The sequence below is a fragment of the Rhizobium sp. SVR5-2C genome, assembly GCF_056755115.1.
The window spans coordinates 25,206-48,055 of sequence record NZ_JBNDHT010000020.1; the positions used below are offsets into that span (position 1 = coordinate 25,206).

General features: G+C 58.2%; 18 protein-coding genes and 7 pseudogenes. 10 read left to right on the plus strand and 15 right to left on the minus strand.

Annotated elements, in window-relative coordinates; translation table 11 throughout:
* Positions 1–68: 68 nt before the first annotated feature.
* From dhaL to ACPYOI_RS08240, 6 genes are all read right to left on the minus strand, one after another.
* Entirely contained in the window at positions 69–716 is a 648-nt protein-coding gene (dhaL, locus tag ACPYOI_RS08215) for a dihydroxyacetone kinase subunit DhaL (protein ID WP_481415791.1), read from the minus strand.
* Between the two features lie 15 nt (positions 717–731).
* Positions 732–1,727 carry a dihydroxyacetone kinase subunit DhaK gene (locus tag ACPYOI_RS08220; protein ID WP_481422765.1) on the minus strand — a complete coding sequence of 332 codons (996 nt, stop codon included), beginning with the start codon at positions 1,725–1,727 and terminating at the stop codon, positions 732–734.
* A 22-nt stretch (positions 1,728–1,749) separates the two neighbouring features.
* The gene (locus tag ACPYOI_RS08225) at positions 1,750–2,520 is read right to left on the minus strand and encodes an SDR family oxidoreductase (RefSeq protein WP_168833233.1); all 771 of its coding nucleotides are present in this window, start codon (positions 2,518–2,520) and stop codon (positions 1,750–1,752) included.
* Between the two features lie 59 nt (positions 2,521–2,579).
* Positions 2,580–3,566, minus strand: a complete 987-nt coding sequence (locus tag ACPYOI_RS08230) for a substrate-binding domain-containing protein (RefSeq protein ID WP_168833234.1) — start codon at positions 3,564–3,566, stop codon at positions 2,580–2,582.
* A 95-nt stretch (positions 3,567–3,661) separates the two neighbouring features.
* Entirely contained in the window at positions 3,662–4,738 is a 1,077-nt protein-coding gene (locus tag ACPYOI_RS08235; RefSeq protein ID WP_481422766.1) for an ABC transporter permease, read from the minus strand.
* On the minus strand, positions 4,707–6,185 hold the full coding sequence (locus ACPYOI_RS08240; protein WP_481422767.1) for a sugar ABC transporter ATP-binding protein: 1,479 nt from the start codon (positions 6,183–6,185) through the stop codon (positions 4,707–4,709). Before ACPYOI_RS08240 ends, ACPYOI_RS08235 begins: the two co-directional genes overlap by 32 nt.
* Before the next feature lie 187 nt (positions 6,186–6,372).
* Between ACPYOI_RS08240 and ACPYOI_RS08245 the strand changes: the two genes are divergently transcribed.
* The 5 genes from ACPYOI_RS08245 to ACPYOI_RS08265 all read left to right on the plus strand — a co-directional run bounded on the left by ACPYOI_RS08245 (position 6,373) and on the right by ACPYOI_RS08265 (position 11,393).
* Positions 6,373–6,795 carry an RpiB/LacA/LacB family sugar-phosphate isomerase gene (locus tag ACPYOI_RS08245; protein WP_481422768.1) on the plus strand — a complete coding sequence of 141 codons (423 nt, stop codon included), beginning with the start codon at positions 6,373–6,375 and terminating at the stop codon, positions 6,793–6,795.
* Positions 6,792–7,592 (plus strand): PdxA family dehydrogenase, encoded by an 801-nt coding sequence (locus ACPYOI_RS08250; RefSeq protein WP_481422769.1) that lies wholly within the window; start codon positions 6,792–6,794, stop codon positions 7,590–7,592. Before ACPYOI_RS08245 ends, ACPYOI_RS08250 begins: the two co-directional genes overlap by 4 nt.
* Positions 7,593–7,697: 105 nt before the next feature.
* A complete protein-coding gene (locus tag ACPYOI_RS08255; protein WP_481422770.1) occupies positions 7,698–8,771 on the plus strand; it encodes an ABC transporter substrate-binding protein in 1,074 nt (357 codons plus the stop codon).
* Between the two features lie 151 nt (positions 8,772–8,922).
* A complete protein-coding gene (locus tag ACPYOI_RS08260) occupies positions 8,923–10,398 on the plus strand; it encodes a sugar ABC transporter ATP-binding protein (protein ID WP_168833239.1) in 1,476 nt (491 codons plus the stop codon).
* An 11-nt stretch (positions 10,399–10,409) separates the two neighbouring features.
* Positions 10,410–11,393, plus strand: coding sequence for an ABC transporter permease (locus tag ACPYOI_RS08265; protein WP_168833240.1), 984 nt, complete (start codon positions 10,410–10,412; stop codon positions 11,391–11,393).
* Positions 11,394–11,717: 324 nt separating this feature from the next.
* On the opposite strand, the gene ACPYOI_RS08270 is transcribed toward ACPYOI_RS08265, so the two are convergent.
* Complete coding sequence (locus ACPYOI_RS08270) at positions 11,718–11,975, minus strand: hypothetical protein (RefSeq protein WP_168833241.1); 258 nt, start codon at positions 11,973–11,975, stop codon at positions 11,718–11,720.
* Between the two features lie 490 nt (positions 11,976–12,465).
* Between ACPYOI_RS08270 and ACPYOI_RS08275 the strand changes: the two genes are divergently transcribed.
* Positions 12,466–13,623, plus strand: a complete 1,158-nt coding sequence (locus tag ACPYOI_RS08275; RefSeq protein ID WP_481422771.1) for an HlyD family secretion protein — start codon at positions 12,466–12,468, stop codon at positions 13,621–13,623.
* 311 nt (positions 13,624–13,934) lie between these two features.
* On the opposite strand, the pseudogene ACPYOI_RS08280 reads toward ACPYOI_RS08275, so the two are convergent.
* A pseudogene (locus ACPYOI_RS08280) lies at positions 13,935–14,111 on the minus strand (IS5/IS1182 family transposase); the annotation flags it as partial.
* Positions 14,112–14,381: 270 nt separating this feature from the next.
* On the opposite strand from ACPYOI_RS08280, the pseudogene ACPYOI_RS08285 reads away from it, so the two are divergent.
* From ACPYOI_RS08285 to ACPYOI_RS08300, 4 genes and pseudogenes are all read left to right on the plus strand, one after another.
* A pseudogene (locus ACPYOI_RS08285) lies at positions 14,382–14,564 on the plus strand (DUF1003 domain-containing protein); the annotation flags it as partial.
* 138 nt (positions 14,565–14,702) lie between these two features.
* Positions 14,703–15,224: a hypothetical protein gene (locus ACPYOI_RS08290; RefSeq protein WP_168833243.1), complete on the plus strand. Its 522-nt coding sequence runs from the start codon at positions 14,703–14,705 to the stop codon at positions 15,222–15,224.
* A 777-nt stretch (positions 15,225–16,001) separates the two neighbouring features.
* Positions 16,002–16,378: pseudogene (locus ACPYOI_RS08295) on the plus strand (thermonuclease family protein).
* A 1,154-nt stretch (positions 16,379–17,532) separates the two neighbouring features.
* Positions 17,533–17,757 carry a hypothetical protein gene (locus tag ACPYOI_RS08300; RefSeq protein WP_168833245.1) on the plus strand — a complete coding sequence of 75 codons (225 nt, stop codon included), beginning with the start codon at positions 17,533–17,535 and terminating at the stop codon, positions 17,755–17,757.
* Positions 17,758–17,942: 185 nt separating this feature from the next.
* On the opposite strand, the gene ACPYOI_RS08305 is transcribed toward ACPYOI_RS08300, so the two are convergent.
* The 7 genes and pseudogenes from ACPYOI_RS08305 to ACPYOI_RS08335 all read right to left on the minus strand — a co-directional run bounded on the left by ACPYOI_RS08305 (position 17,943) and on the right by ACPYOI_RS08335 (position 22,650).
* Entirely contained in the window at positions 17,943–18,143 is a 201-nt protein-coding gene (locus tag ACPYOI_RS08305) for a hypothetical protein (RefSeq protein WP_481422772.1), read from the minus strand.
* 1,115 nt (positions 18,144–19,258) lie between these two features.
* A pseudogene (locus ACPYOI_RS08310) lies at positions 19,259–20,175 on the minus strand (ISL3 family transposase); the annotation flags it as partial.
* A gap of 109 nt (positions 20,176–20,284) precedes the next feature.
* Positions 20,285–20,832: pseudogene (gene istB, locus ACPYOI_RS08315) on the minus strand (IS21-like element helper ATPase IstB); the annotation flags it as partial.
* Positions 20,821–21,045 (minus strand): annotated as a pseudogene (locus tag ACPYOI_RS08320) (AI-2E family transporter); the annotation flags it as partial. The pseudogenes istB and ACPYOI_RS08320, both read right to left, overlap by 12 nt.
* Before the next feature lie 142 nt (positions 21,046–21,187).
* Positions 21,188–21,310 carry a hypothetical protein gene (locus ACPYOI_RS08325; protein WP_281408131.1) on the minus strand — a complete coding sequence of 41 codons (123 nt, stop codon included), beginning with the start codon at positions 21,308–21,310 and terminating at the stop codon, positions 21,188–21,190.
* A gap of 56 nt (positions 21,311–21,366) precedes the next feature.
* Positions 21,367–21,705: pseudogene (locus tag ACPYOI_RS08330) on the minus strand (hypothetical protein).
* 789 nt (positions 21,706–22,494) lie between these two features.
* Positions 22,495–22,650: a Thivi_2564 family membrane protein gene (locus ACPYOI_RS08335; protein WP_168833197.1), complete on the minus strand. Its 156-nt coding sequence runs from the start codon at positions 22,648–22,650 to the stop codon at positions 22,495–22,497.
* Positions 22,651–22,850: the final 200 nt, after the last annotated feature.

The window sequence follows — 22,850 nt, forward strand, 5'->3', positions numbered from 1 at the left end:
CCGGCCGCCGCAGCGGCCGGGAAGGTGATGCAAGGGAGGATCACGGGCTCTCACCAAAGCCCGACCTGTCAGGCGGGCTGAAGCCTCGTCTCCACGCCATCAGCCAGCGACTTGAGGATCAGTGCACAGGATGTTGCGCCGGCATCGAGCACGCCGAGCGAACGCTCGCCGAGACGGCTTGCCCGGCCGATCTTGGCGACGAGGTCGCGCGTGCTATCCCGTCCGGCTTCGGCGGCCACGATGAGTGCGGTGAGCGCCTCGGCAAAAGACTTGCCGCTGCCGATAGCCGCGTCGAATGCGGTGATTGCAGGCACCAGCGTGTCAATCAGCGTCTTGTCGCCAACCTTGGCAGAGCCTATCGCCTGGATGCCGTCGAGGCCGTTGTGCAGCATGGTGCTGAAGGTCGCAGCATCGATGGCATCGGATTTTTCGATCGTTTCGGCAAACTGCGTGAACATCACGCCATAGAGCGGTCCCATTGAGCCGCCGATCTCCGTCATCAGCACGGTGCCGAGCGTGTCGAGCGCTTCAGCCAGCGACATGTCGGCACCCTTGATGCGTTCGGCCGCCATGCCGAAACCCTTGGCCATGTTGACACCATGATCTCCATCGCCGATCTTGCCGTCGATTTCGCTGAGATAGGCACGATTTTCGATGATCCTGTCGGCCAGTGAGAGAACGATCTCGCCCGATTTCCCATTCTGAAATTTCTGCATTACCTCTGCCTCCCCTTAGAGTATCGCGGGGCACTGAACATCGAGCTCAAGCAGCCGCTTCAGCTCGTCGTCCAGCGCCATCACGGTCAATGTTGCGCCGACCATTTCCAGCGATGTGAAATAATTGCCGACATAGACCTTGTGGATCTTCAACCCGCGTCCGGCAATCTCGGATTCGATCGTGTCGTGGAGAATATAGAGCTCGTTGAGCGGTGTGGCGCCGAGACCGGAGACGAGGACTGCAACCTCGGTTCCGGCAGCAAGCTGATGATCGTCAAGAACGATCTTGGCCATTTCCTCGGCCACTTCCCTGGCTGATTTCAGTGGCTCGACACGCACGCCGGGCTCGCCGTGATGGCCGATGCCGACCTCCATCGTCCCCGGTTCGATGGTAAAGTTCGGATGGCCGACCGATGGAAGCGTGCAGGGGCCAAGGCCAACGCCGATCGAACGGCAATTGTCGATCGCCTTCTGCGCCGTCGCCTGCACCTCTTCGAGGCCGGCGCCTTCTGCAGCCTTTGCTGCTCCGCACTTCCACATGAAGATTTCGCCGGCAACGCCGCGGCGCTTTTCTCGCTCCTCTGGGCTAGCGGAACATACATCATCATTGGCAACGACGGTGGCGATCTCGATGCCTTCCTTCGCCGCCAACTTGATTGCCATCTTCACGTTCATGTTGTCGCCGGCATAGTTGCCATAGAGGCAGACGACACCCTTTCCGCCATTGGCTTCACGCGCAGCATCGAGAAAGCTCTTTGCCGTCGGCGAGGAAAAAAGTTCGCCGACAGCGACGGCATCCAGCATGTTGCGGCCGGTATAGCCGATGAAAGCAGGCTCATGGCCCGAGCCACCGCCGGTAATGACCCCGACCTTGCCGGAGACCGGCGCCTGGCGAGAGGCGATCACTCGGGGATTTTGTGCGGATTGCCTGACGATGTCGGCATGGGCCTTGAGGAAACCCTTCACCGTATCTTCGACGACTTCATCCGGATTGTTGATAAACCGCTGCATTCTAACTCCTATCTACCGCGCGTCAGATAATGGTGTAGCCGCCGTCGACCAGAAGGTCCGCGCCATTGATCATATCGGCGCCGTTGGAAGCCAGGAACACCGCCGCCGCCGCAATCTCTTCGGGGAACGCGAAGCGGCCGGATGGAATGCGCTGTTTCAGCGCTTCACCACGCGGGCCGTCCCATGCCTTCCTGCCGAGATCAGTCAGGACGACGGTCGGAGAGATCGTGTTGACGTTGATGCCGTGTTTGCCCCATTCGGCGGCAAGTGTCTTAGAAAGGCCGATGACGCCGAACTTCGAGGCACAGTAGGCGACATGCTGATCGATGGCGACAGTGCCAGCCTGGGATGCCATGTTGATGATCTTGCCGCCCCTGCCCGCCTTGATCATGGCGCGGCCAGCCGCCTGGGACACCAAAAAAGTGCCCTTGAGATTGATGGCGATGGTCTTGTCCCAGGCATCGAGGCTGAGTTCCTCCGCCGGCGCGAGCATGACGACACCGGCACTGTTGACGGCAATATCGACGCGACCAAACGCGGCCACCACATCGGCGACTACCTTTTCAACGGATTGCGGGTTGGATACGTCGCAGACGAATGATTTCGCGCCGTTGCCGAGTTCGTCGGCCTTGGCCTTGGCAACAGATTCATTGATGTCGACCACGCCAACGATCGCGCCTTTGGCAGCCATGGCAGATGCGATGGCACTGCCGATGCCTGAGGCACCGCCCGTAATCAGAGCGACCTTGCCGCTCAGGGAAAAGTTCAAATCAACCTGTTTGGTATCAGTCATGGCTTTCTTCTCGAACTCTCGGGATGTGGGGCGGGATCTTCATCCCGCCCCAGGGAGGATCACTTGCGGGTGGAAAGCAGTTTATCGACGTTTTCAGCCGTCACCGGGGTCCACGGAACATTATAGGTCTTATCCTTGCCGTCATTCCACGGCATATCCTTATAGGTCGTCCAGATATCGGATTCCGGCTTGTAGTTGCCCTTCTTGGCATTGAAGATCGCAAGATCGAGAGCGCCCTGCGCCTGGGCGCGGGCATCCTGAAGGATCGAGGTCATTTCGCCGGCCTTGGCGGCCCGCAGCGCGTCGGTGACACCGTCGATACCGGCAATGGCGAAGCTCTTGACGTCAAGGCCGGCAGCCTTGATCGCCTCGATCGCGCCGAGCGCCATTTCATCGTTCTGGCCGATAATGCCGTTGATCTGGTTCGGATGCGACGTCAGCCAGTTTTCCATTAGTGTCTGGGCCTCGGCGCGTGACCAGTTCGCGGTCTGGTCTTCAAGGACCTTCACATCCGGGCACTCGGCAAGCGCCTTTTTGTTGCCTTCCAGACGCTGGATCTGGGCAGACTGGCCGACCGGGCCCTCGATGATGACGACATTGCCCTTGCAGCCGATCTTGTCCAGCACGCTCTTGGCTTCGAGATAACCGGAGACCGTGTCGTCGGAACCGACATAGGAGGTCAGCTGGTCGGAATTGACGCGGGTGTTGGAGCCGATGACCGGAATGCCGGCATCGACCGCGGACTGAACGGCAGATGCACCTGCATCGACATCGATCGGCGCAAAGATGATCGCGTTGTACTTCTGCGTGATCATCGTCTTGAACTGGTCCTGCTGGACCAGCGCGTCATAGCGGCCATCGAAAACCGTCAGCTCCACCTCACCGCTCTTGACGGCCGGGTGATCCTGCAGGGCCGCGGTCCAGATCTGCATGAACTCCGCATTCAAGCCGTAGGGTGCTGCGCCAATCTTGATCTTTTCCTGGGCTGCGGCAGACGTCGCCAGCAGCGCTGTTGCCGAAGCAAGCGCAATCAAAAGCTTTTTCACTATCGTTTTCCTCCACTTTGGGTTTAGGCGGCCGGCATGGCTTGCCTGTCTGACGGGGCGGCGAGCTGCCTGCCCCGAATTTCTGTAGATCGAGTTCAAGCTCCGAAATTTCGTTTCTGGTCGAGCATCACGGCGCCGACGATTAGGGCGCCCTTCAGAACCTGCTGGTAGTAGGACTGGATACCCATCAGATCGAGGCCGTTGTTCATGACGCCGATGATGAGGGCGCCGATCAGCGTTCCTGTCACCCGACCGACGCCGCCTGAAAGGCTCGTGCCGCCGATGACGACCGCCGCGATCGCGTCCAGCTCGTAGGCGACGCCGGCCTGCGGCAGGCCCGAACCGGTGCGGGCGCTGAGCAGAATGCCCGCAAGCCCCGCCAGGCCGCCGGAGATGACGTAGACGGTGAAGCGAATACGGTCGGTATTGATGCCCGATGTCTTGGCTGCATGCGGATTGCCGCCAACGGCATAGATGTAGCGACCGAACCGTGTGCGGTTGAGGATCCACCATGAGACCGCAAAAACAACAGCAAGCACGATAACCGGGGCAGGAAGGCCAAACACATCGCCGGTGCCGATCCAGCGGAAGGCGGGCGTAAGGGCCGGAACCGGGCGGCCGCCGCCGTAGATCAACGTCATGCCGCGGGCTGCTGAAAGCATGCCGAGCGTCGCGACGAAGGCAGGCACCGAGAAGCGCGAGACGATCGCACCGGAGATCGAGCCGCAGACGACGCCGACGAGCACGCCGACAAGCAGGCCGATCGCGACCGGATAGGGCGAACCGATAACGCCGGCCGTTTGCGAGGTCGTTGCAAAACTGGCGCTGACGATGCCGGCGAGCGCAACGACCGAGCCGACCGAAAGGTCGATGCCGCGCGTCAGGATCACGAAAGTCATGCCGATCGCCAGCACGCCGTTGATGGACGTCTGCAGCAGCACGTTGGAAATATTGCCACCGGTCAGGAAGAACTCGTTCGAGAACGAGAGAATGACGACCAGCAGCAGGAAGGCGAGGAAAATGCCGTATTCCTGCACGATCAGACGTCGCTGCTCCGTCTTGAACCAACCGCCCGCACTTTTATTGTCACTCACTGAAACTGCTAGCTCCTGTGCTGCCGGACGAACGCTCTGACCCTGATCAGGACGATAAGTGGACGAGTGATTGGGCATTCGTCTCCTCCCGGCTGAATATTCCCGCGCTCCTGCCAGCCCGCATCACCATGATGCGGTCCGACATGCCGAGAACTTCGTCGATTTCCGATGAGATCATCACCACGGTGCCGCCACCTCCGGCGAAGTCGCAGATGATGCGGTAGATTTCACGCTTGGCGCCCACATCGACACCGCGCGTCGGTTCGTCCAGCAGCAGGACCTTGGGATTGCGCAGGAACCACTTGCCGAGAACGACCTTCTGCTGGTTGCCACCGGAAAGACCGGATACCGGCATCGTGTCGCGCGCTGCCTTGATCTGAAATTGCTCGCGCATCCTCCGGCTGGCATCCGCTTCCTTCGCATGATCCATGGAAAAGGCGGGGCTCAGCTCCGGCAGGCTCGCCATGCTGATATTGGCGCGAACGGAATCGGAGAGGTTAAGGCCGGTCTGCTTGCGGTCCTCCGTCACCAATGCCAGGCCATGGGCCATGGCATCCGAAGGCTTTGAAACCGAGATCGGCGCGCCATCCACTGCAACGCGTCCGGTCGATGGCTTGTCGAGGCCGAAGAGGCAATTGAAGATTTCCGTGCGGCCGGAGCCCATAAGGCCGTAAATGCCGAAGATCTCCCCCTTGCGAGCGACAAAGGAAATATCCTCGATTTTGTTCGGGCAGGAGAGCGCACTGACCTCCAGACCGATCTCTGATGTCGGCATATTGGTCTTGACGTATTCTTCTGACAGTTCGCGCCCGACGATCATGCGGATCAGGCTCGGCCGGTCGATCTCCGACAAGGCGCCGGCACCGACAAAGGAGCCGTCGCGGAAGACCGTATAGGAATCGGCGATTTGGAAGATTTCTGAGAGCCGGTGCGAGACGTAGACGATACCGCGACCCTGCGCCTGCAAGCGACGGATCGCCGCGAAGAGTTGCTGAGCTTCGCGCTCGCCGATCGCCGATGTCGGCTCGTCCATGAAGATGACCTCGGCATCGTGGCTGAGCGCCTTGGCGATCTCCACCAGCTGCATCTGCGCGACAGACAGGTTCATCATGTATTGCGTGGCGCGAATATCGAATTCCAGCCCGTCGAGCAGCTTCTGCGCCGCCTTGTTCATGCTGCGGAAGTCGATACCGCCGAAACGGGCGGATGGCTCACGGCCGAGATAGATATTCTCGGCCACTGTCATATGCGGAACCGGGCTCAGCTCCTGCTCGATGATCGCGATGCCTGATGAAAGCGCATCTGCGGGGCTCAAAAATTCGACGTCCCTCCCACGGCGGCGGATCGAGCCGGCGTCGCGCTTGTGAATGCCCATCAGGATTTTCAGGAAGGTCGACTTGCCGGCACCATTGCCGCCACACAGCGCATGAACCGAGCCGGCACGAAGTTGGAAATGACCATCGCGCAAAGCTGCGACACCGCCAAAGGACTTCTTCAGTCCTCCCACTTCGAGCAGAAACTCCACCTTGATATTCCTCCATACAAGCACCTTACGGACCCTCCCGGCGGACGATCGACATTGAAAAATCTCTGCCCGGCGCTTTCATGACAATATTCAATAGACGCTCGACAAATGTCAAGTTATGCGCAATCATATAAAAAGTTAGAAGGCTTTGGTGCGCCGGAATCGAGAAGCCTGAAAGGAAAACCTCATGAAGATCGCAATCGGAGCGGACGGAGCTGGTAAACCTCTGCTAGATGTCACCGCCTCGCACCTGTCTGGTAAACCCGATATGACGGTGGCGGACCTGAGCGAGCCAGGCTTTTATGCCGACGTGTCTCAGAAGGTTCTTGACGGTGAATATGAGCGGGCAGTGCTGTTCTGGGGAACAGGCATCGGCGTATCGATTTCGCGCAACAAGGTTCTGGGAATCCGGGCCGCGTTGACGCATGACACCTATTCGGCAGAGCGCGCGGCAAAGTCGAACAACGCCCAGATCATCGCTATGAGCGCGCGGGTGATCGGCCCGGAGCTTGCCAAGGCGATCGACGCATTCCTTGCCTCCAGCTTCGATCCGGACGGTTCCTCCGCTGAAAACGTCAAGGCAATCGACCGCCTCGATCGGGCCAGATGATGAACGATCGGGAGTCCCGCCACCAATCGGATCACGACACTGCGGCTTATGGACGTGCGTCTGGACTGCCGTTCGTTGACGTTGATCCAGCGCGGGCCGGCGTGCCGGTCACTCAATCCATGGCAGCCGGCGGCAAGATTGCCTTCGATGCGACCGCCTCGATGGTCAAGCTTGCCTTAAGCGGTGTGGCGGACGCCATTTGCGCCTGCCAGTCCAGCAAGGATGCGCTTGATAGTGCGAGGCTACGCGCCTACCGAAACGTGCGAGTGGGCCGCATCACCAGACATATCGCTCAGGAAGATGTTCCAAAACACGTCAAGCCAAAGTTCAGCCGTGTCGTTGCCCTCACCGACGGCGCGTTGCACATCCTTGGGCTGGAACGGCCTACAATCGCCATCGCCGCGCTCAATCCGCATGCAGGGGAGGGTGGCCTCTTCGGCCGGCAGGATATCGATGTGGTCGAGCCCGCCATCAACGCGCTGCGCGAAGACGGTTTTGACGTCGAAGGGCAGGTGGGCGACATGGTGTTCGTGAAGCTGCGCGCACGCCAATTCGATGCTGTCGTCGCAATGCATCACGATCAGGGGCATATCCCCGTGAAATTGCTGGGATCCTCGGTGGATGAGAAGACCGGGCGCATGGAGGCGCTCAGCAGCGTGAATGCCACGCTCGGCCTGCCGATCATCCGGACTTCTGTCGATCACGGCACCGCATTCGACATCGCCGGAAAAGGTATCGCTAGCGAAACCAGCCTGATTGAAGCCATTGAGCTTGCCGTGACCATGTCGCGGGCGTGAGCGGATGACCTTGATGCGGCGGTGACCTGGACCTTGTGCCATTTCCAGTCTGATCGGCTCCGGCCCGGTCAGATCTTGCCAGTCTAGCCGGTTTGGGAGGAAAACATGATCGCTGAACACATCCGCAAGGTAATGGTCTCAGTTGTCGCGCCGTTGCTTTTGAGCGTCACGACCGCCGCTGCCGCCGATTCCGGCAGGCCGACGATCGGCGTGGTCGTGCCGACACTGGCGGCGCAGTTCTGGAACAATTACGTCGACTTCATGAAGAAGGGGGCCGACGAGCTTGGCGTCGATCTTGTTGTCCTCAACGCCGATAACAAGCCGGATCAGATGATCAAGTCGCTGGAGGATCTGGTCGCAAAGCCGGCTGATGGCATCATCTTCACACCCTATTGGGCGACTGCTGCCCGAGGCCTGACCTTCGCCAAGGACGCCAACATTCCTGTCATCCTGACCGACAGCTATCCCGATTTCGATCCGCAGACCTCACGTTTTCCGAATTATCGCGCTTTTGTCGGACCGAGCGACGAGGATGCCGGCCGCCAGATGGCCGAAGCCCTGTTTGCCGCCGTCCAGCCTGACGCCTCCGGCAAGAAAGTCATCGGTGTCGTCAACGGTACCGCAGGCACATCGGTGGCAATCGATCGCCGCAAGGGGCTCGAGGATGCCTTGAAGTCTCATCCTGAAGTCGTGGTCGCAGGTGAAGTCGACGGCAATTTCGTACGCGACACCTCGCAGACCGTGTTTGAATCCCTCTATCAGGGCCACCCCGACATCAAGGGCGTATGGGCTGCCAATGGCGGCACGGCGACCGGCGTCATGACGGCGTTGAAGAACGCCGGCAAGCAGCCGGGCAAGGACATCTTCGTGGTGGCGATGGACCTGAATCCTGAGAATGTCGAAGCCGTCAAATCCGGCGAGCTTCTGTTCGATATCGGCGGCCACTGGCTGCAGGGCGGCTTTGCGCTGACCATGCTCTATGACGAAATAAAGGGTCATGCAGTGCCGAAGGATGCTGACAAAGTCAAGCTGACGCTGTTGCCTTTGACCAAGGACCGTGTCGCGCAGTTCCAAGCCGATTTCCCGGGAGGTGTGCCGCCTTACGATTTCAAGGCGCATTCCAAGACCTACACGCCTAACGCCGCTGCCGCGTCGTTCGAGCTGAAATACTCGAAGTAATCAGGCCTCCGACGCCGGCTGGCATGACCTGGCCGGCGTTATCTCTGATGACCAGCAAGCCTTATCGCAGCCCGCCCGCGCATTCTCGAGAAAACGAGTACGGCCGCGCGCGTCCGCCAGACGTATGTCCCCTCACCAAGGATCGTGTTCCGTGCAGATCGTCGCAGAAGATATCGAACGAAGCTTCGGAAACACCCGGGCATTGTCGGGAGTCTCCCTGACGCTTCGGGCAGGCCGGATTCATGCTTTGGTGGGCGAGAACGGTGCCGGCAAATCGACCCTTATGAAGATCCTTGCCGGAGCCGAGCGTCCTGACGCCGGCAGCATGACCATCGATGGCGATCGCTACGCTCCTCGCAATGCCGCCTGTGCGCGTGAGCGCGGCGTTGGCCTCGTCTTCCAGGAAATGACCATAAATCCGGCCCTGTCGATCGCGGAGAACATTTTCACAGGGCAGTTCGCCCGTTATCGGCGCAACGGCTTCCTGAACTACCAGAAACTGCAGCAAGATGCGCAGGCGCTGCTCGATGGCTTTTCGGCCGAGATATCAGTGCGCCAACCGCTCAATAAACTCGATCTCGGACAGTGGAAATGTATCGAGGTGGCGCGCGCACTTTCGACGTCGCCGCGTGCGGTCCTGTTCGATGAATCCACGGCCTTTCTCAATCACCGCGAGGTCAACCTCGTTCTCGGCGCAATGCGGGCGCTGAAGGCGCAAGGGCTGATCGTCGCCTTCGTCTCGCATCACCTTGCTGAGGTCGAAGAGGTGGCGGATGCCCTGACCATTCTGAAAGATGGACTCAAGGTCGGCGATTTCGCGGCGGGTGACCTCGACCGCGATCAGATCCAGAGCCGCATGGTGGGGCGCGACCTCTCCAAGGGGCTTTATCCGCAACGTGCCATCACGCGGTCGAAGCAGGAAAGGCTGCGTCTCGATAATATCGTGACCGATCGCCATGAGCCTGTCTCACTGTCTGTCATGGAAGGCGAAATCGTCGGCATTGGCGGCTTGAAGGGCGCAGGTGGCGAGCGTCTCCTCGAGGTGGCCGCCGGCGCGGTGAAGCCGGCATCCGGCAAGGTCGTGCTCGAAGGGCAGCAGAAATCCTTTGCCTCGCCGGCCGATGCTTGGCGCTCCGGCATCGCCTACCTGCCGGGCGATCGCACCGCCGAAGGGCTGATTGTCGACGCATCGGTGCTGGACAATCTGGTGATGGCGAAGCCGCCACGCCGCGGACCGCTTTTCGACCGCAAGAAGGCAAATGCGCTCGCCCAGTCGCTGATTGAACGGCTGACGATCAAGACCAGTTCGGCATCTGCCCGCTCAGGCTCGCTCAGTGGCGGCAATCTGCAGAAGGTCGTGCTGGGCAAGTGCCTGGCCATTGTTCCGCGTGTCCTTCTGCTCAACAATCCCACCCGCGGCGTCGATATCGGGGCACGCGTAGAAATCTATCGATCGCTGCGTGAAGCCGCCGCATCCGGCCTCGCCATTCTGGTCGTCAGTGAAGATCTCAACGAACTCATCGGGCTCAGTGATCGCATCGTCGTCATGCGCGGCGGCTGCGTATCGGCCGAGATCGATGATCCGGCCGCCACGACGGAAGACGTCGTGATCCGGTCCATGATTTAAGGAGTGCCTCGATGTCCGACCTGTCTGCCCGGGAGCCCGCATCAGCCAACGGCAAGAGTTGGCTCAATCGCGTGGATATGCGCCGCTTTTTCCCTATTCTGCTGCTGCTCGTTCTTGCGGGTATCTTTACTCTGGCCTCGCCCCGCTTCCTGCAATTCAACAATATGATGATTGTCTCGCAACAGGCGGTCGTTCTGTTGGTGGCCGCGCTCGGCATGACGTTCGTCATCATCGCCGGATCGATCGATCTGTCTGTCGGGGCAATCGTCGCGCTGTCGGCGCTGGTGGCGGCCGTGACATCGTCGACGCTCGGCGTCTTCGCCATCATTCCGGCCTGCGCCGTAGGCGTGCTCTGCGGCACGATCAACGGAACGATCGTGGCCAAGGGCAAGGTGCCGTCCTTCATCGTGACGCTTGGCGCCATGGTGATCTACCGCGGCATCGTGCTGTTTTTTACCCGCGGCGCGCCTGTCTCCATCGAGGACGAGATGTTTCTGGACGTCTATTCCGGGCGTACCGCCGGCATTCCGCATTCCCTGTTGATCGCAATCGTCATGATCGTCGTCGCGGCGGTGATGTTGAACCTCACCGTGTTCGGACGCGAAGTGCGTGCTATCGGCGGGGGCGAGCGTATCGCTCTACTGACCGGCATCCGCGTCGATCGTGTGAAGATCGCGATCTTCGCCCTGCTCGGGTTCCTGTGTGGCGTGGCGGGTCTTCTGCAGAGCGCCCGTGCGATGTCGGCGACCGCCCAGCTTGGCGAGGGACTGGAGCTCGATGCCATTGCCGCAGTTGTGGTTGGCGGCACGCCGCTGACCGGTGGGATCGGCAGCCTCCAGGGAACAATCCTCGGCGCGCTGATCATAACCATCCTGTCCAACGGGATGAACATTGTCGGTGTGGATCCGTATTTCCAGAACCTCGTAAAAGGCTTGGTCCTCGTCCTCTCCGTATTCGTGACGATCGACCGAAAGAAAATAGGCATCATCAAATGAGGAGATCGAATTTCTCACCTCGGTGAAACCGCAGACAAGGCCGAAGTCACCAAAACAGTCCTCGGGCGGCATGAAGAGTGAATAAAGCGTTGTGCTCTGCATCAGGCTGCTTCCGAGCCTGCGATTGGGCTGCCAGGGTTTGCCCGGCCGGAAAGCTCGGTCACCAAGCAGTGAAGGTTGTAGAGCCGAAAGAGCTGTGGAGCGAAGTCACTTTCTTCGGGTGGATTGTTATTCTCATCGGTCTCAGTGTTTCCCCTAATTTCCCCTGGGGCCGGCCCAAGAGTGATGGCATCTTTTCGCCAGCATATGACTGTTGAGTCCCGTTCAGCCAGCTTTTGCAAAAAATAACGCATCTGGCTGGGTGCGAATTCCTTTTACAAAGCTCCGACTGCTCGCCTCACGGCCTTGATCGATCAAGTCGCCTTTTTCGTTGGCGAAGGCGCGTAGCACCGCGAGCGGCTTGTAGACAATTGCAACGGCTTCAGCCGCCGATAGACGCGCCGGCTGATTATCGTCGCGCATCTTTTGTAGATGCCGCTCAAGCTCGTCCAAGACGGCAAGTGCCGCATCCCTGAGATCCATAAATGCAGGGCTTTGGTGCAGGGGTCGGGACTTGAATGGATGCCGGTCTTAGATGGAGCTGTCTACATCACTAATGTGGCCGCAGCGTGGGCTGGGGTGCGGCGGCCGGTCGGTCTGGGGACCCTCAAGCCGCTGTCAGGAAGCCTCTGCTCACACGCAGGGATTAAGCTGCGCACCGCAACCACACGCACAGGGCATGTCGTTGGAACCCAGCGGATGGTGAGCATCCCGAGCTCGAGATGTTCGGTAGTCCTAATCGCATCGCGGATGCAATGCCATCATAAATACCTATGTGCCATGACGATACTGCGTTATGGTAGCGCCCATTCACGTCATTGGGGACCTAATGGGGCAGTTGACAACAGGAGAACGCGCTTTGGGCCTGCGCACTGACTGAAGTTATACGCCGAGGCGCAGGCTAACGCGGAAATCGCCTGCATAGAAGGATCGCAGCACTCGAAGCGCGAACGCTGGAGAAGGAAAACTCCTGATGGACCTGCTCCTCATCCTTACATATGCCGCGATCTGCTACGCGATCTTCAAGATATTCCGGATTCCGGTGAACCAGTGGACGCTTTCCACGGCTGTGCTCGGTGGAATTTTTCTAATCTCCGCCCTGCTCCTGCTGATGAGCTATAATCATCCCTATACGAGCGACGCCCGGATCTACTTTACGTCGGCGCCCATCATTCCCGTTGTTGGTGGTCAGGTCGTGGACGTGCCGGTGACGCCTAATATGCTGCTGAAGAAGGGAGATGTGCTTTTCCGCATCGATCCACGTCCCTACCAATTCGCAGTGGACCAGAAAACGGCCACGCTGGCCGAAGCCAAGCAGACGCTGCTGCAGCTGAAGGCGGCACTCGATGCCGCTACTGCAGCCGTGACCGGTGCCGAAGCTTCAAGAGACAGCTCGTTGCAAGCCTTTCAGAAATTCCAGCAGTCGAACGAAAACTCAAGGTCGAGCGGCAAGGGAGCCGTCTATTCCGAACTCCAAGTCGAGAACCGGCGAGGCATCTACCTGACCTCGGAGGCGGCCGTCGACACGGCGCGCGCTCAGGCCGCACAGGCAAGGCTCGCTTATGAATCCGAAATAAACGGCATGAACCCCACTGTTGCGCGGCTGCAGGCCGAGTTGAGCAATGCCGAATACGACCTCGACCAGACGACGGTCCGCGCGCCGAGCGCCGGCTACGTCACGCAGGTCTTTCTCCGGCCCGGCATGATGGCAAATCCGCTCCCCTTGCGGCCCGTCATGGTATTCATCAATCATGACGATCAGATGCTGGCTGCGGCTTTCATCCAGAATTCGCTCCAGCGCGTTCGGGTTGGCGACGATGCCGAGGTGGCATTCAAAGCAGTCCCCGGTAAGATATTCAAAGCGCGCGTGCAGAGCATCATCGATGTCATGGCCCAGGGCCAATTGCAGCCGACCGGCTCTCTGATCGACCCGCAATCACCTGAACGCATCCCGGCCGGCCAGACGCTGGCACAAATCGAGCTGCTCGAACCTACCGACCAGTATCAATTGCCCGGCGGCGTGGTCGCCGAGGTCGCCGTCTACACTGATCACTGGCACCACGTCGCAATTCTCAGAAAGGTGCTTCTGCGAATGAGCAGCTGGATGAACTACGTGTTTCTCGAACACTGACCTGAACCTTAGGAACTACCAGAAATCCGGATACCCGGCGGCGGGAAGGAACCCCCACGGAAAAGCGATAGGAGCTCGCGTGATAGGCAGTAGTCCGATGTTGCGTGGCCTGGCTGGCTTCGATCGCAATGGGCTCCGTCACGACATTCCAGCGGGGCTTTCAATTGCCGCCGTCGGATTGCCGAGCGCCATCGCCTATTCCAGAAAGCGCCCTCTCGAGATCTACCCCACGAACCACGGCTACATTGCCCTTACAGGGCTTTGGTGCAGGGATCGGGACTTGAATGGATGCCGGTCTTTGATGGAGCTGTCTACGCGGTAGTTGCTTTGCAGCGGACGGATTTCGGGCGTGCGCAGGCGAGCATGCGGTTGAGCACGGCGCAGGCGATGGCAACTTCTGTCTGTTGGGCGTGAAACGAGCGGGCCCGCAGGCGCCGACCGATGATGGCTTTGTACCGTCCGTTTGCGGTCTCGACGAGAGATCGTCTGACGACCTGTTCGCTCTGATAACGGCTCTCGGCTGGGCGGTTGACCAACCCTCATTCGCGCCGCGGGCGGATCATCTCGTTCACCTGATTACGAGCGCCATCCTGACAAATCCGCCTGGCAACGATGTTAAAAAGGGAACGCGTTGAAACAGATCGGTTTCGGATGGCAGCAATGCGCCCTCATCTCGCCCGTTGACTACACGCAGCTCCCCATTTCAAACCTGACTTCCTCCACCAACGCTGGCAATGCGCGGAGATGGGTTTCAGGAATATTCAGTGAAGGACCGAATTGACGCAGCGCATGATTACGAGGTGAACCTGAAAGCTGAAATCGAAATAATGGCGTTGCATGACAAGCTGAATCAGATGCGCTCAACTGAATTGAAAGCGCTTGTAGAAAAGCAGCTGCAGCAAGACCTCCTTGCCAAACTTGTCGTCGGCCGGACTGGCTAAGCATCTTATCTGTGACCGATCAAGTTGCTGATCTGCTTGAATTGGCAGTCGGCTCTTACTATATCTCATACTATGGCGATGCTTTTGTGCAGGGTTTCCAGTCGCTGCCAAGAACGCCCCGACCGAAAGGAGGACGTGATGTCTTCCGCAATTACCACCCAAAATCTGACTGACGACAACATGAACATGCTGCATGGCGTTTTGAGCGATGCCGGCTATACGGACGATATACTTCTTACACAGCCTCAGGGCTTCAACCTCGCAACCAAGCTGATGATCCGCCTCTTTAGAGAGGGAATGACGGCTCCCGCCGACCTTACCATCCAGCTTGATCGACACTTCGGGATACCCGAGGAAGAGGCCGCTGCTTACGCCGGTCCACTTCCTCGCTTTGCAATCCAAGGTCTTCCGGCAGACCTTCGTCGTACGGTATTGCCGGGCAAGGGTATTTCCACAGTGACCGACGAAAGCAAAACAAGCCACTGGCAAGCCAGACATTCGGGTTCGCTGGCGCCCAAGACTGGCAAGTACCTTGGGGACAACCCATACAATCCCAAGAATGATCCTGTGCACTTCACGCTCTGGAGAGAAGCCTACTTCAAGGCACAGAACCAGATCGATCGATTCAAGCAAGAAGACGGTGGATATCGCAGCTTGTAACCACCTGCGCCATCCACAGGGAACCCGACTTATGACAATTCCGCTCCATCACGGAAAGCGCGCGGTCCTCTGGATCAGATTGCCCCGCATCCGCAAGGCTTTTTAGCCTACGGTAGCGGGCTGGAACGCACTGCCCGTTCGCTCGATACTTCGGTGGATTGCGCATATTGCCTCTCCTACCAGCGCATCCCGCCATCGGTTCTGACGACCTGACCCCGCAACCACTCTCCACCGACAGGCGGGGTTCTTTTTCTCCGTACGCTAGCGGACAGGAACACCGACAGACTCACTTCGTTAAAACTGTGGCCGCGCGGCAGTGTTCCAGACCCTCAACTACCAGCGATGATGCGCACCATCCTGGTACCGCGCGGCCACCATATCCCGAAACCTGTTCTGTTCTTGTAGGGCTTTTTTTGGGAGGATCGGGAGCCGACTTGACGAAACCAAAGCCGCCATTGTGGAACGCCTGAGGGCCCTTCGGGCTGCCCCTCAGTACCCGATCGATCTGTACGATATCTGCGTACCGCTTAGGGCCGCTTGGTTCACGCCGGACGAGCTTCACGTCCCCTTGACAAGTCGCGAGCAGGAGGCAGTCATCGAACTGATCAAGGGCAATAGGCTGCTCGTCACGAACCCCTTGGCGTGATCCTATGGACGCACCGGCACGGAATGGGGCTGCTATGGCTTCGAGGAAAGCAGCGCGATTACGCTCTGGTATCGGCTGAAGCATCAGCCGCTGAACTATCGCGGGCTGCCTCCGCATGGCGGGATGGCGCGATGATTGCCGAGCTGATTGTCTGTGCTTCGATGGTCGCCGTCGACGGCGACACGGTGAAGTGCCTGTTGCGCAGTCAGATTATGAGGCTTCTTGGGGAAGGTGTTCCTTTCGTCTCCGGGATAGACACGCCGGAGATCGGATCGCACGCGGAGTGCATCAAGGAACGGAAGCTGGCGTTAATCGCCAAGGGAAGGCTGAAAGAGCTTTTAGCTGAAAAGGGCTTACGGATCGAATGGAGCGTCGCGATCAACAAGACGCCGTCACACCGGCCTCTGGTGAATATCTATCGGGGCAATGATAAATCGGCAAGACGTTGTTCAAGGAAGGCTTCGCTCGAGAGTGGCGGCCGGGGCATAGAAACGACTGGTGCGATTGACTCTAGAAACCTTTGTGGGAGGGTGGGCCGATCGCAATGGTCCGGCGCGGCCCAGCCATGACCCCAGAACGATTTTCAGAATGCCTCCTGCATATCCGATGGACGAGCCGGGTCTAAGCGACACCCCGCCACCCGCAGAGAGATCGTCAGGGCAGGATCGCCCACATAATTGTGCCGAAAATGACTATGAAGCAGATTGGTACGCTAAGGAACCGGAGCATACCGATGTTGGTGTTGAGGCGCCCGACCCAGGCGAACCACCAGCCTGGCCCCTGATTTTCATCCTGCATGAGATCACTCCCATTTCTAGATCTGATCAGGAGACCGAACTCCGTCGGAGAATAACTGTTCCGCCCTTCTCACTGGCAAGGGCGCGGCAACCCCGTCGCCCGTGACGCATGTGACGAGGCCAAGCAATGAGGCTAAACCGGCGGGCTATCTCAATGCCTATCGCAACGGCTGTGTTCGATATCCTAGTGGTCATCCTGTTGCCTTGGTCGATCCTAGGCAAATTGCCCTCGCCACCGCTTCCAAGGTGGTAAAGCCAACCACGGTCGAAGAGTATCGCTTGCATACGTGGACGCATGGAGGCATCTGCGATGATTGCGGATGCACATATTGAGGCCTGTCACGCGTCGATCCATGCCCCGGCACCACTACCCTCCAACCCCCCGGCATGCCCGCCTCGGGCACCTTCAGAATGCCGATAATCTGTTCGTCCGTGAGACGGTTGCGCTTCATTCTCTGGTCCTCTCAATGGGCCAGAGCTTACTTCAAACTGGATTATTTCAACGGGGCAAGGTCACGCGCTACACATAGGAAGGTCCTACCTGCGAAAAGCATCGTGCGGCGACATTTTGCCGATTGTGGAGACAACACCCTGCTCCTGGCATCCGGATAGCTCAATCAGACTACGACGCTGAGTTACAACCAATCGAACTACGCTGTCGCCTTGCGTGCTCGCAACGGCGAAGAATGCGAATGACCAAGCAACCTTGACTGACCGGATTCGATTAGACAACCACTCCCTGGGACGTCATCGCATCGTCGCGCCGCCTAGCCGAAGATCTGAGGGTAGAAGGGGATCTAGGTAAAAGATTTTTCGCAATCCAGGCTGAGCGCCCTATGTTCTGGTCTTGAAGAAGGAGAAGGAGATGGAACATCTGAAGGAGTTTGCATCGAGCACCAATGGTGATCGATGGTTCTTAGGAACGGACGACGTTACTAATAGTGAATTCGTCCTTCACCGTGGTAACCCACCGTCGGGTGGCCATGAAACGACGATGGCTCTCACAGCATTTTTCGATCGGCGGCCATTTGGTCCCGAACGCGATGCGTTGATCATGTTGCTCGCTGACCGTACGGGCAGCCCACGGTGAAAGCGGTCAAACCCCTATCAAGCCGGCCTAATGCGGGTGCTTAGTACTTTGCCGCGGAATAGTAGGGGGAGCGCTGCTCACATTGCGGCGGCTATGAGGGATGACGCCGTACGCACCGTTCTTATCGTGCTCTGCCTCATTGGCATTGCGGCACTGCTTTATGCGTACCGTTAGGAACAGTTTTCTCATTCGACCCAATCGAGGCTTCGGGCACGCCAAACGTCTTTCACTTTGGCCTCGATGTCTTCGATTGAGAGATTATCAAAGTTGGACCAAATGGTCACAGCCATGGCTTTGACGTCTGTCGGTCGACCTCTGTTTTGTTCGGCCCGGTCGGCAAGCGCGTTGATCTCCAGCATAAGCAGTTCATCGTCTTTTTCGCTCATCTGGTCCTCCCAAGGTTAGCCCAAGGCCAGTCCGGGGCATTTCTCTATTCGGGTCGGTTGAATCCGGCTTACGTCGCCGAGGAATATAGTGGACTGTTGCCCCCTGACCGGTCTTCCACCCAATGCCGTGACTTCCTCTGTGAGGATATAGCCGACACTCTGAAGTGTGTTTGGCAAATCGGCCATCGAACGACTGTCTTCGATCGTGAGATGTCCGACCTGTTCAACCGAGTGTCTCAAATAGACGGCGTATCTAGCCATGTGGGTTTCCTTTTCTGGTTGCATCGACAGATAACGATGAACGCCAACGAGGCGCAGTGCAGTTTAACAGCATTGCCAATGCTAGGTTATTCCACGGCATCAGGCTTGTCCCCGGCAACAGGGCAATGGCCACACTCGTGAGGTGGAGAGCCGCGCTGCCGCTCCGGGGTTAGCCACCCTTCATACACGGCGTGAAAGTGGATCAGCCGAGTTTTACCGCTTCGATTTAGAGCGGCGCCGGGAAAAGCTGCAGTTTGGTGACGTAGTCATGTGTTTGAACCGCGGTTCGTCATCAAGGCTGTCGTAGGGCCTGACGTACCGACCGCATTCAGCGCAAGGGTAGACTGAACCACGTCGGTAAAGAGCGTCATTGATGTGACAATCCTCAAGCCGGCCCCTCAGGTTTCGCCGCTTTGCCATGACGATCTTCGCCATCCATCCCTCCATTGGTGACCCATGCCAGTCCTAAAAACGCACTGCATAATCAGTTTGTTCAGGCTGCAGGCCAGAGGCAAGAGGGCGTAGTGCAATGGCCGGAGATCGCCGAGGTCGAGGAAGACTGGAAAATGGATGCTAAGCCAGCAGGCCGATGCTGATGCCAACGCGAAGGCGCTCGATGCCAAGCTCAAGCAGGACGCTTTCGCCCGCGATACGCAGATCAAGGGCCAGCTTGCCGATCATGACGCCGAGATGCGGACGTACGAGGCATCGGAAAAGGTCCGGGCGATCCTGCTGGAAAGCCAACAGCGCGCCAAAACGCGCGCTCGGGAGATGCAACTTCGCGAGCTCGATATCCGCAAGAAGCAGTTGGAAGTCGAGAAGATGGACGGCCAGATCGATGCTCAGGCGCAGAAGCGAACAAGCTTGCGGCTATGGCCAGTTTGCCTCACGATTTGCCTGGTTGAGATCCCCTTTTTCGACAGTTCCAGGATAACCTTATTCGTCTCCTGGCAACGCAGATATCCCTCGTACTGCAGCCTTTCGGCATAGGTCAGAAGCTTGGGATCTACTATATTGCTGCCCACCGTCCGTCTGATCTGGCGCATAGCCTTGCTAACAGCATCGAGAAACGCTCGGCTCGAGTTTTCCATGAGGTGCCAACGGTCTGCAACTTGGTCAGCATGCGGCAAAGCCTTGGCGATCGCCTCGCCATATCCGCCGCCTCGATCGCGAGCGACGATTGATATAGACGGGCGCTCGGCGAGCCAAGCCCGAGAAGTATCCAGCGCGCAATCCGGCAACAGAGTGACGGGTCTGCGGCGCTCCAGGTCGCAAACAATCGTTCCGTAGGTTTGGCCGCGCCGAAAGGCAAAATCATCGATGCCGATGACAGTCAGTTCGTCACTCCGTTGGACGACACGCCGACGAACCACCCGCAACAGCGTATCGTTACTAACCGGCATCATAAGGCGGTTGGCGAAAGCTGCCGCTGGCCTGCCGCCTAGTGCGAGGCCAAGATGATGGATTATCGTCTCGAGTCTCTGCGTGCGCCGGCCGTAACGAGCTAAGACGCCATCATCAAATTGCTCGCAGAAAATGCGTCGCCGCACAGAACACCATCACACCAGAACCGACGCGCGAGGATAGTCAGTTCCACACGCCGACCACCGAGCGGCAGGTCCGCTAGTCGACGCACATATCGGCTTTGAACTCTTCGGCCTTGTCTCCCGCAGTCTGGACAAAGACAAAAAGGCCGACGCGATCGCAACTGGATTTGAACGTTCGCTCCGACAACTTTGACCGCATCTACTGCAAAGCCGTCTGGCGCGAGGTTCGCGTGCTGAAATCAATGGCACCTCCACTGATCCTCCAATGAATCAGCGAAAGCGTCATCTTCAACAGCAGCAAATGTGAGTCAGAGCCGAGAATTGACCCGCCTCTTAGGTATGTTTCGGGTCGGTGGTGGTGGTCAAGTTTTTGCTTTTCTCCTTTGCGGTTTTGGGTTCGTGCGCTGAGCTGTTTTTGAAGCGGAAGCTATCGTTTCCGGTTTCGAGGATGTGTGGCAGTGATGGGTAAGCCGGTCGAGCAAGGCGGTGGTCATCTTGGCGTCGCCGAAGACGCTTGCCCATTCGCTGAAGCTCAAGTTGGTGGTGATGATGACGCCGGTGCGCTCGTAGAGTTTGCTCAGTAGATGGAAGATCAATGCACCGCCTGATGCGCTGAATGGCAGGTATCCGAGTTCGTCGAGGATGACGAGATCGGAGTGGACCAGACGGCTGGCGATCTGGCCGGAGCGACCTTGGGCTTTCTCCTGCTCGAGCGCGTTGACCAGTTCGACGGTCGAGAAGAACCGAACCCGCTTATGGTGATGCTCGATGGCCTGCACGCCGATCGCGGTGGCAACATGCGTCTTGCCCGTTCCAGGGCCGCCGACCAGGACGATATTGTTGGCCTCGTTGAGAAAGTCGCAGCGATGACCCTGCTCTAGCACGCGCGTTATTCCTTCGGCCAGATTCTTCATATCGTCGGCGAGCGCCGTCAGGAGGAAAGCAAACGGTGCGGCCACAACAGAGACCACCAGCACCGTCATAGCTGCGGCGGCAGCCGCCCGGTTGCCTCCGACAGCACGTTCACATCGGCGGTAGATAGGCCAAGTCGAGAAACAAATCACTGCGGCCCACATTATTGCCGACAGGAAGGGTCAAAGGACGAGAGCCAGGGCGATTTTATGCGCCTGAGCTAATGTCGGGATAACTTACCAGCTTTATTCAGCGGCGCGGCACCCCGAACGTCATCCAGCAAGTCTCCAGCTTCATGAAGCGGATGCACGCATGATCAGACAGCTAAAGGATGCTTCCGAACAGGACCGAATAGACAATCACGGCAATCGCCAGCGTGAAGGCAAGCGATACGAACAGGCGCGTGAAATCGTACGTGTAGAAGCGAGCGGGAATGAGGCTTTTCATAGCGACCTCCTAATTCTTCGTTCTGGTTGATCTAACTACGCGGCATCCGCTGCGCTTCAGGATAGTGAGCGACTGCAACTCATGCTGACCTTGCCGAGGACGTCCACTGGAACTTGAATAGCGGCTATAATGCTGCTACCAGTTCGTCACGATTCGCACGGTGGTCGTAGCCTTAAAACTTGCAAGGTCGGCGCTGCTGGAAGTAGCCATTCGCCGGCCGCAGTTCAACAGACGCCCGTACGCGCATCCACTCTGGCCGTCTCTGCGGCCAGAGTGCCGGTAGTGGTGGTGGTAATCCATCCAGCATTGAAACGTATGATCGGTGCGGCGATAAGCCCAACGACTAGGCCAATCGCGTAGGGCTTTGTCCGTTCATGAATTTGATCGAGTGCCATGATTTTATTCCCTCTAATCAGGTTGATTATTGGGATCGTGGCGGGCCCGCGCTCGGACCAGGAAGCCAATGGGAGTCCGGATCTTTATACTGCGCTTTAAAAGACCCGATGTAAACAATCCACATAAACGTTCATTCAAAGAGGTATTCAAGTAATGATCATTGTACTGTTGGACCGAAATTAAACGTTCGATTGTCATCGATGTATATAAATGCCGAATACAAACGGCGAACATGTTTTCTGCAAACAGTTTTTCAACAATAAATCGTAGTAAAAACGGATTACTGATATGCAAAGCTATGATCTTTTTTGAGGCAAGCTTGGTTTTTTGCTTCATCAGAGGCGGTATACCGTCAAACTCACCAGTTTCGATTCCGCATCTCCAAGTGCACGGCCGCGCCGCGCCACGGCGTTCCTGTCCAGTTCTTACGAGGGCGTCAGGGATACAGGCGGAAAGCGCGCGCCCACTGGCCCCTGACATGGCCGCCGTGTCTGGACGTTGTCAACCGCGAAGGCTGGGGCGCGCCCACTGGCGACGCCGTGCCGATCGAGATCCAGAAGGCCCGGCTGAGATCGCTTTGCGTGTTGGAGTGTCCTCCATGAACCAGGACTTCCTCGCCTCCGGTCAGCTGAAGCGCGAGAAGGTCGGGCAGCTGGAGGTGGAATACCTGTACGTCAATACGTCGGCTGAGTCCGGCCGGTCCTCTTGATCGTGCAGGACATCACTGGCCCGCTGTTGCGCGCGCCGGTGCCGAGAATAGCCGGGTGGGGAGCGCATAACGGGTAGGACTAGAAGACTGCTAGGTATCTGAGCAGAAAAACGATGCCGGCGATGATCACGATGGCTTGGACGATCTGCCGGGTGCGGGCGTCGAGCGGAAGACGGTTGATGAGATAAAGAGCCAGCACGATCACGAGGAAGATGATCAGAACAGACAAGCCCACCGGCCCCAAGCTCCTTCGTCATGGCGCATAATCGCACTGGTTTAATTATGGGCATCGGTTGAGAAGGAAAGCGCTACGGCGAAAATTCCCTCTACTCCCGTCTGCAAGGCACGGCGGAACGTCTGACCGCCTGCCGCGGCTCTCCCTGATCTTCCGGCCTCACGCGCTGACTTCCATCTCTTAAGTCATCGCCCTTTTCG

What these genes read in the sequence shown, in the direction of transcription:
- dhaL (WP_481415791.1), bottom strand. Translation starts at nt 716, where the DNA reads ATGCAGAAATTTCAGAATGGGAAATCGGGCGAGATCGTTCTCTCACTG.
- ACPYOI_RS08220 (WP_481422765.1), bottom strand. Translation starts at nt 1,727, where the DNA reads ATGCAGCGGTTTATCAACAATCCGGATGAAGTCGTCGAAGATACGGTG.
- ACPYOI_RS08225 (WP_168833233.1), bottom strand. Translation starts at nt 2,520, where the DNA reads ATGACTGATACCAAACAGGTTGATTTGAACTTTTCCCTGAGCGGCAAG.
- ACPYOI_RS08235 (WP_481422766.1), bottom strand. Translation starts at nt 4,738, where the DNA reads ATGCCCAATCACTCGTCCACTTATCGTCCTGATCAGGGTCAGAGCGTT.
- ACPYOI_RS08245 (WP_481422768.1), top strand. Translation starts at nt 6,373, where the DNA reads ATGAAGATCGCAATCGGAGCGGACGGAGCTGGTAAACCTCTGCTAGAT.
- ACPYOI_RS08250 (WP_481422769.1), top strand. Translation starts at nt 6,792, where the DNA reads ATGATGAACGATCGGGAGTCCCGCCACCAATCGGATCACGACACTGCG.
- ACPYOI_RS08255 (WP_481422770.1), top strand. Translation starts at nt 7,698, where the DNA reads ATGATCGCTGAACACATCCGCAAGGTAATGGTCTCAGTTGTCGCGCCG.
- ACPYOI_RS08265 (WP_168833240.1), top strand. Translation starts at nt 10,410, where the DNA reads ATGTCCGACCTGTCTGCCCGGGAGCCCGCATCAGCCAACGGCAAGAGT.
- ACPYOI_RS08270 (WP_168833241.1), bottom strand. Translation starts at nt 11,975, where the DNA reads ATGGATCTCAGGGATGCGGCACTTGCCGTCTTGGACGAGCTTGAGCGG.
- ACPYOI_RS08275 (WP_481422771.1), top strand. Translation starts at nt 12,466, where the DNA reads ATGGACCTGCTCCTCATCCTTACATATGCCGCGATCTGCTACGCGATC.
- ACPYOI_RS08290 (WP_168833243.1), top strand. Translation starts at nt 14,703, where the DNA reads ATGTCTTCCGCAATTACCACCCAAAATCTGACTGACGACAACATGAAC.
- ACPYOI_RS08300 (WP_168833245.1), top strand. Translation starts at nt 17,533, where the DNA reads ATGGAACATCTGAAGGAGTTTGCATCGAGCACCAATGGTGATCGATGG.
- ACPYOI_RS08305 (WP_481422772.1), bottom strand. Translation starts at nt 18,143, where the DNA reads ATGAGCGAAAAAGACGATGAACTGCTTATGCTGGAGATCAACGCGCTT.
- ACPYOI_RS08325 (WP_281408131.1), bottom strand. Translation starts at nt 21,310, where the DNA reads ATGAAAAGCCTCATTCCCGCTCGCTTCTACACGTACGATTTCACGCGC.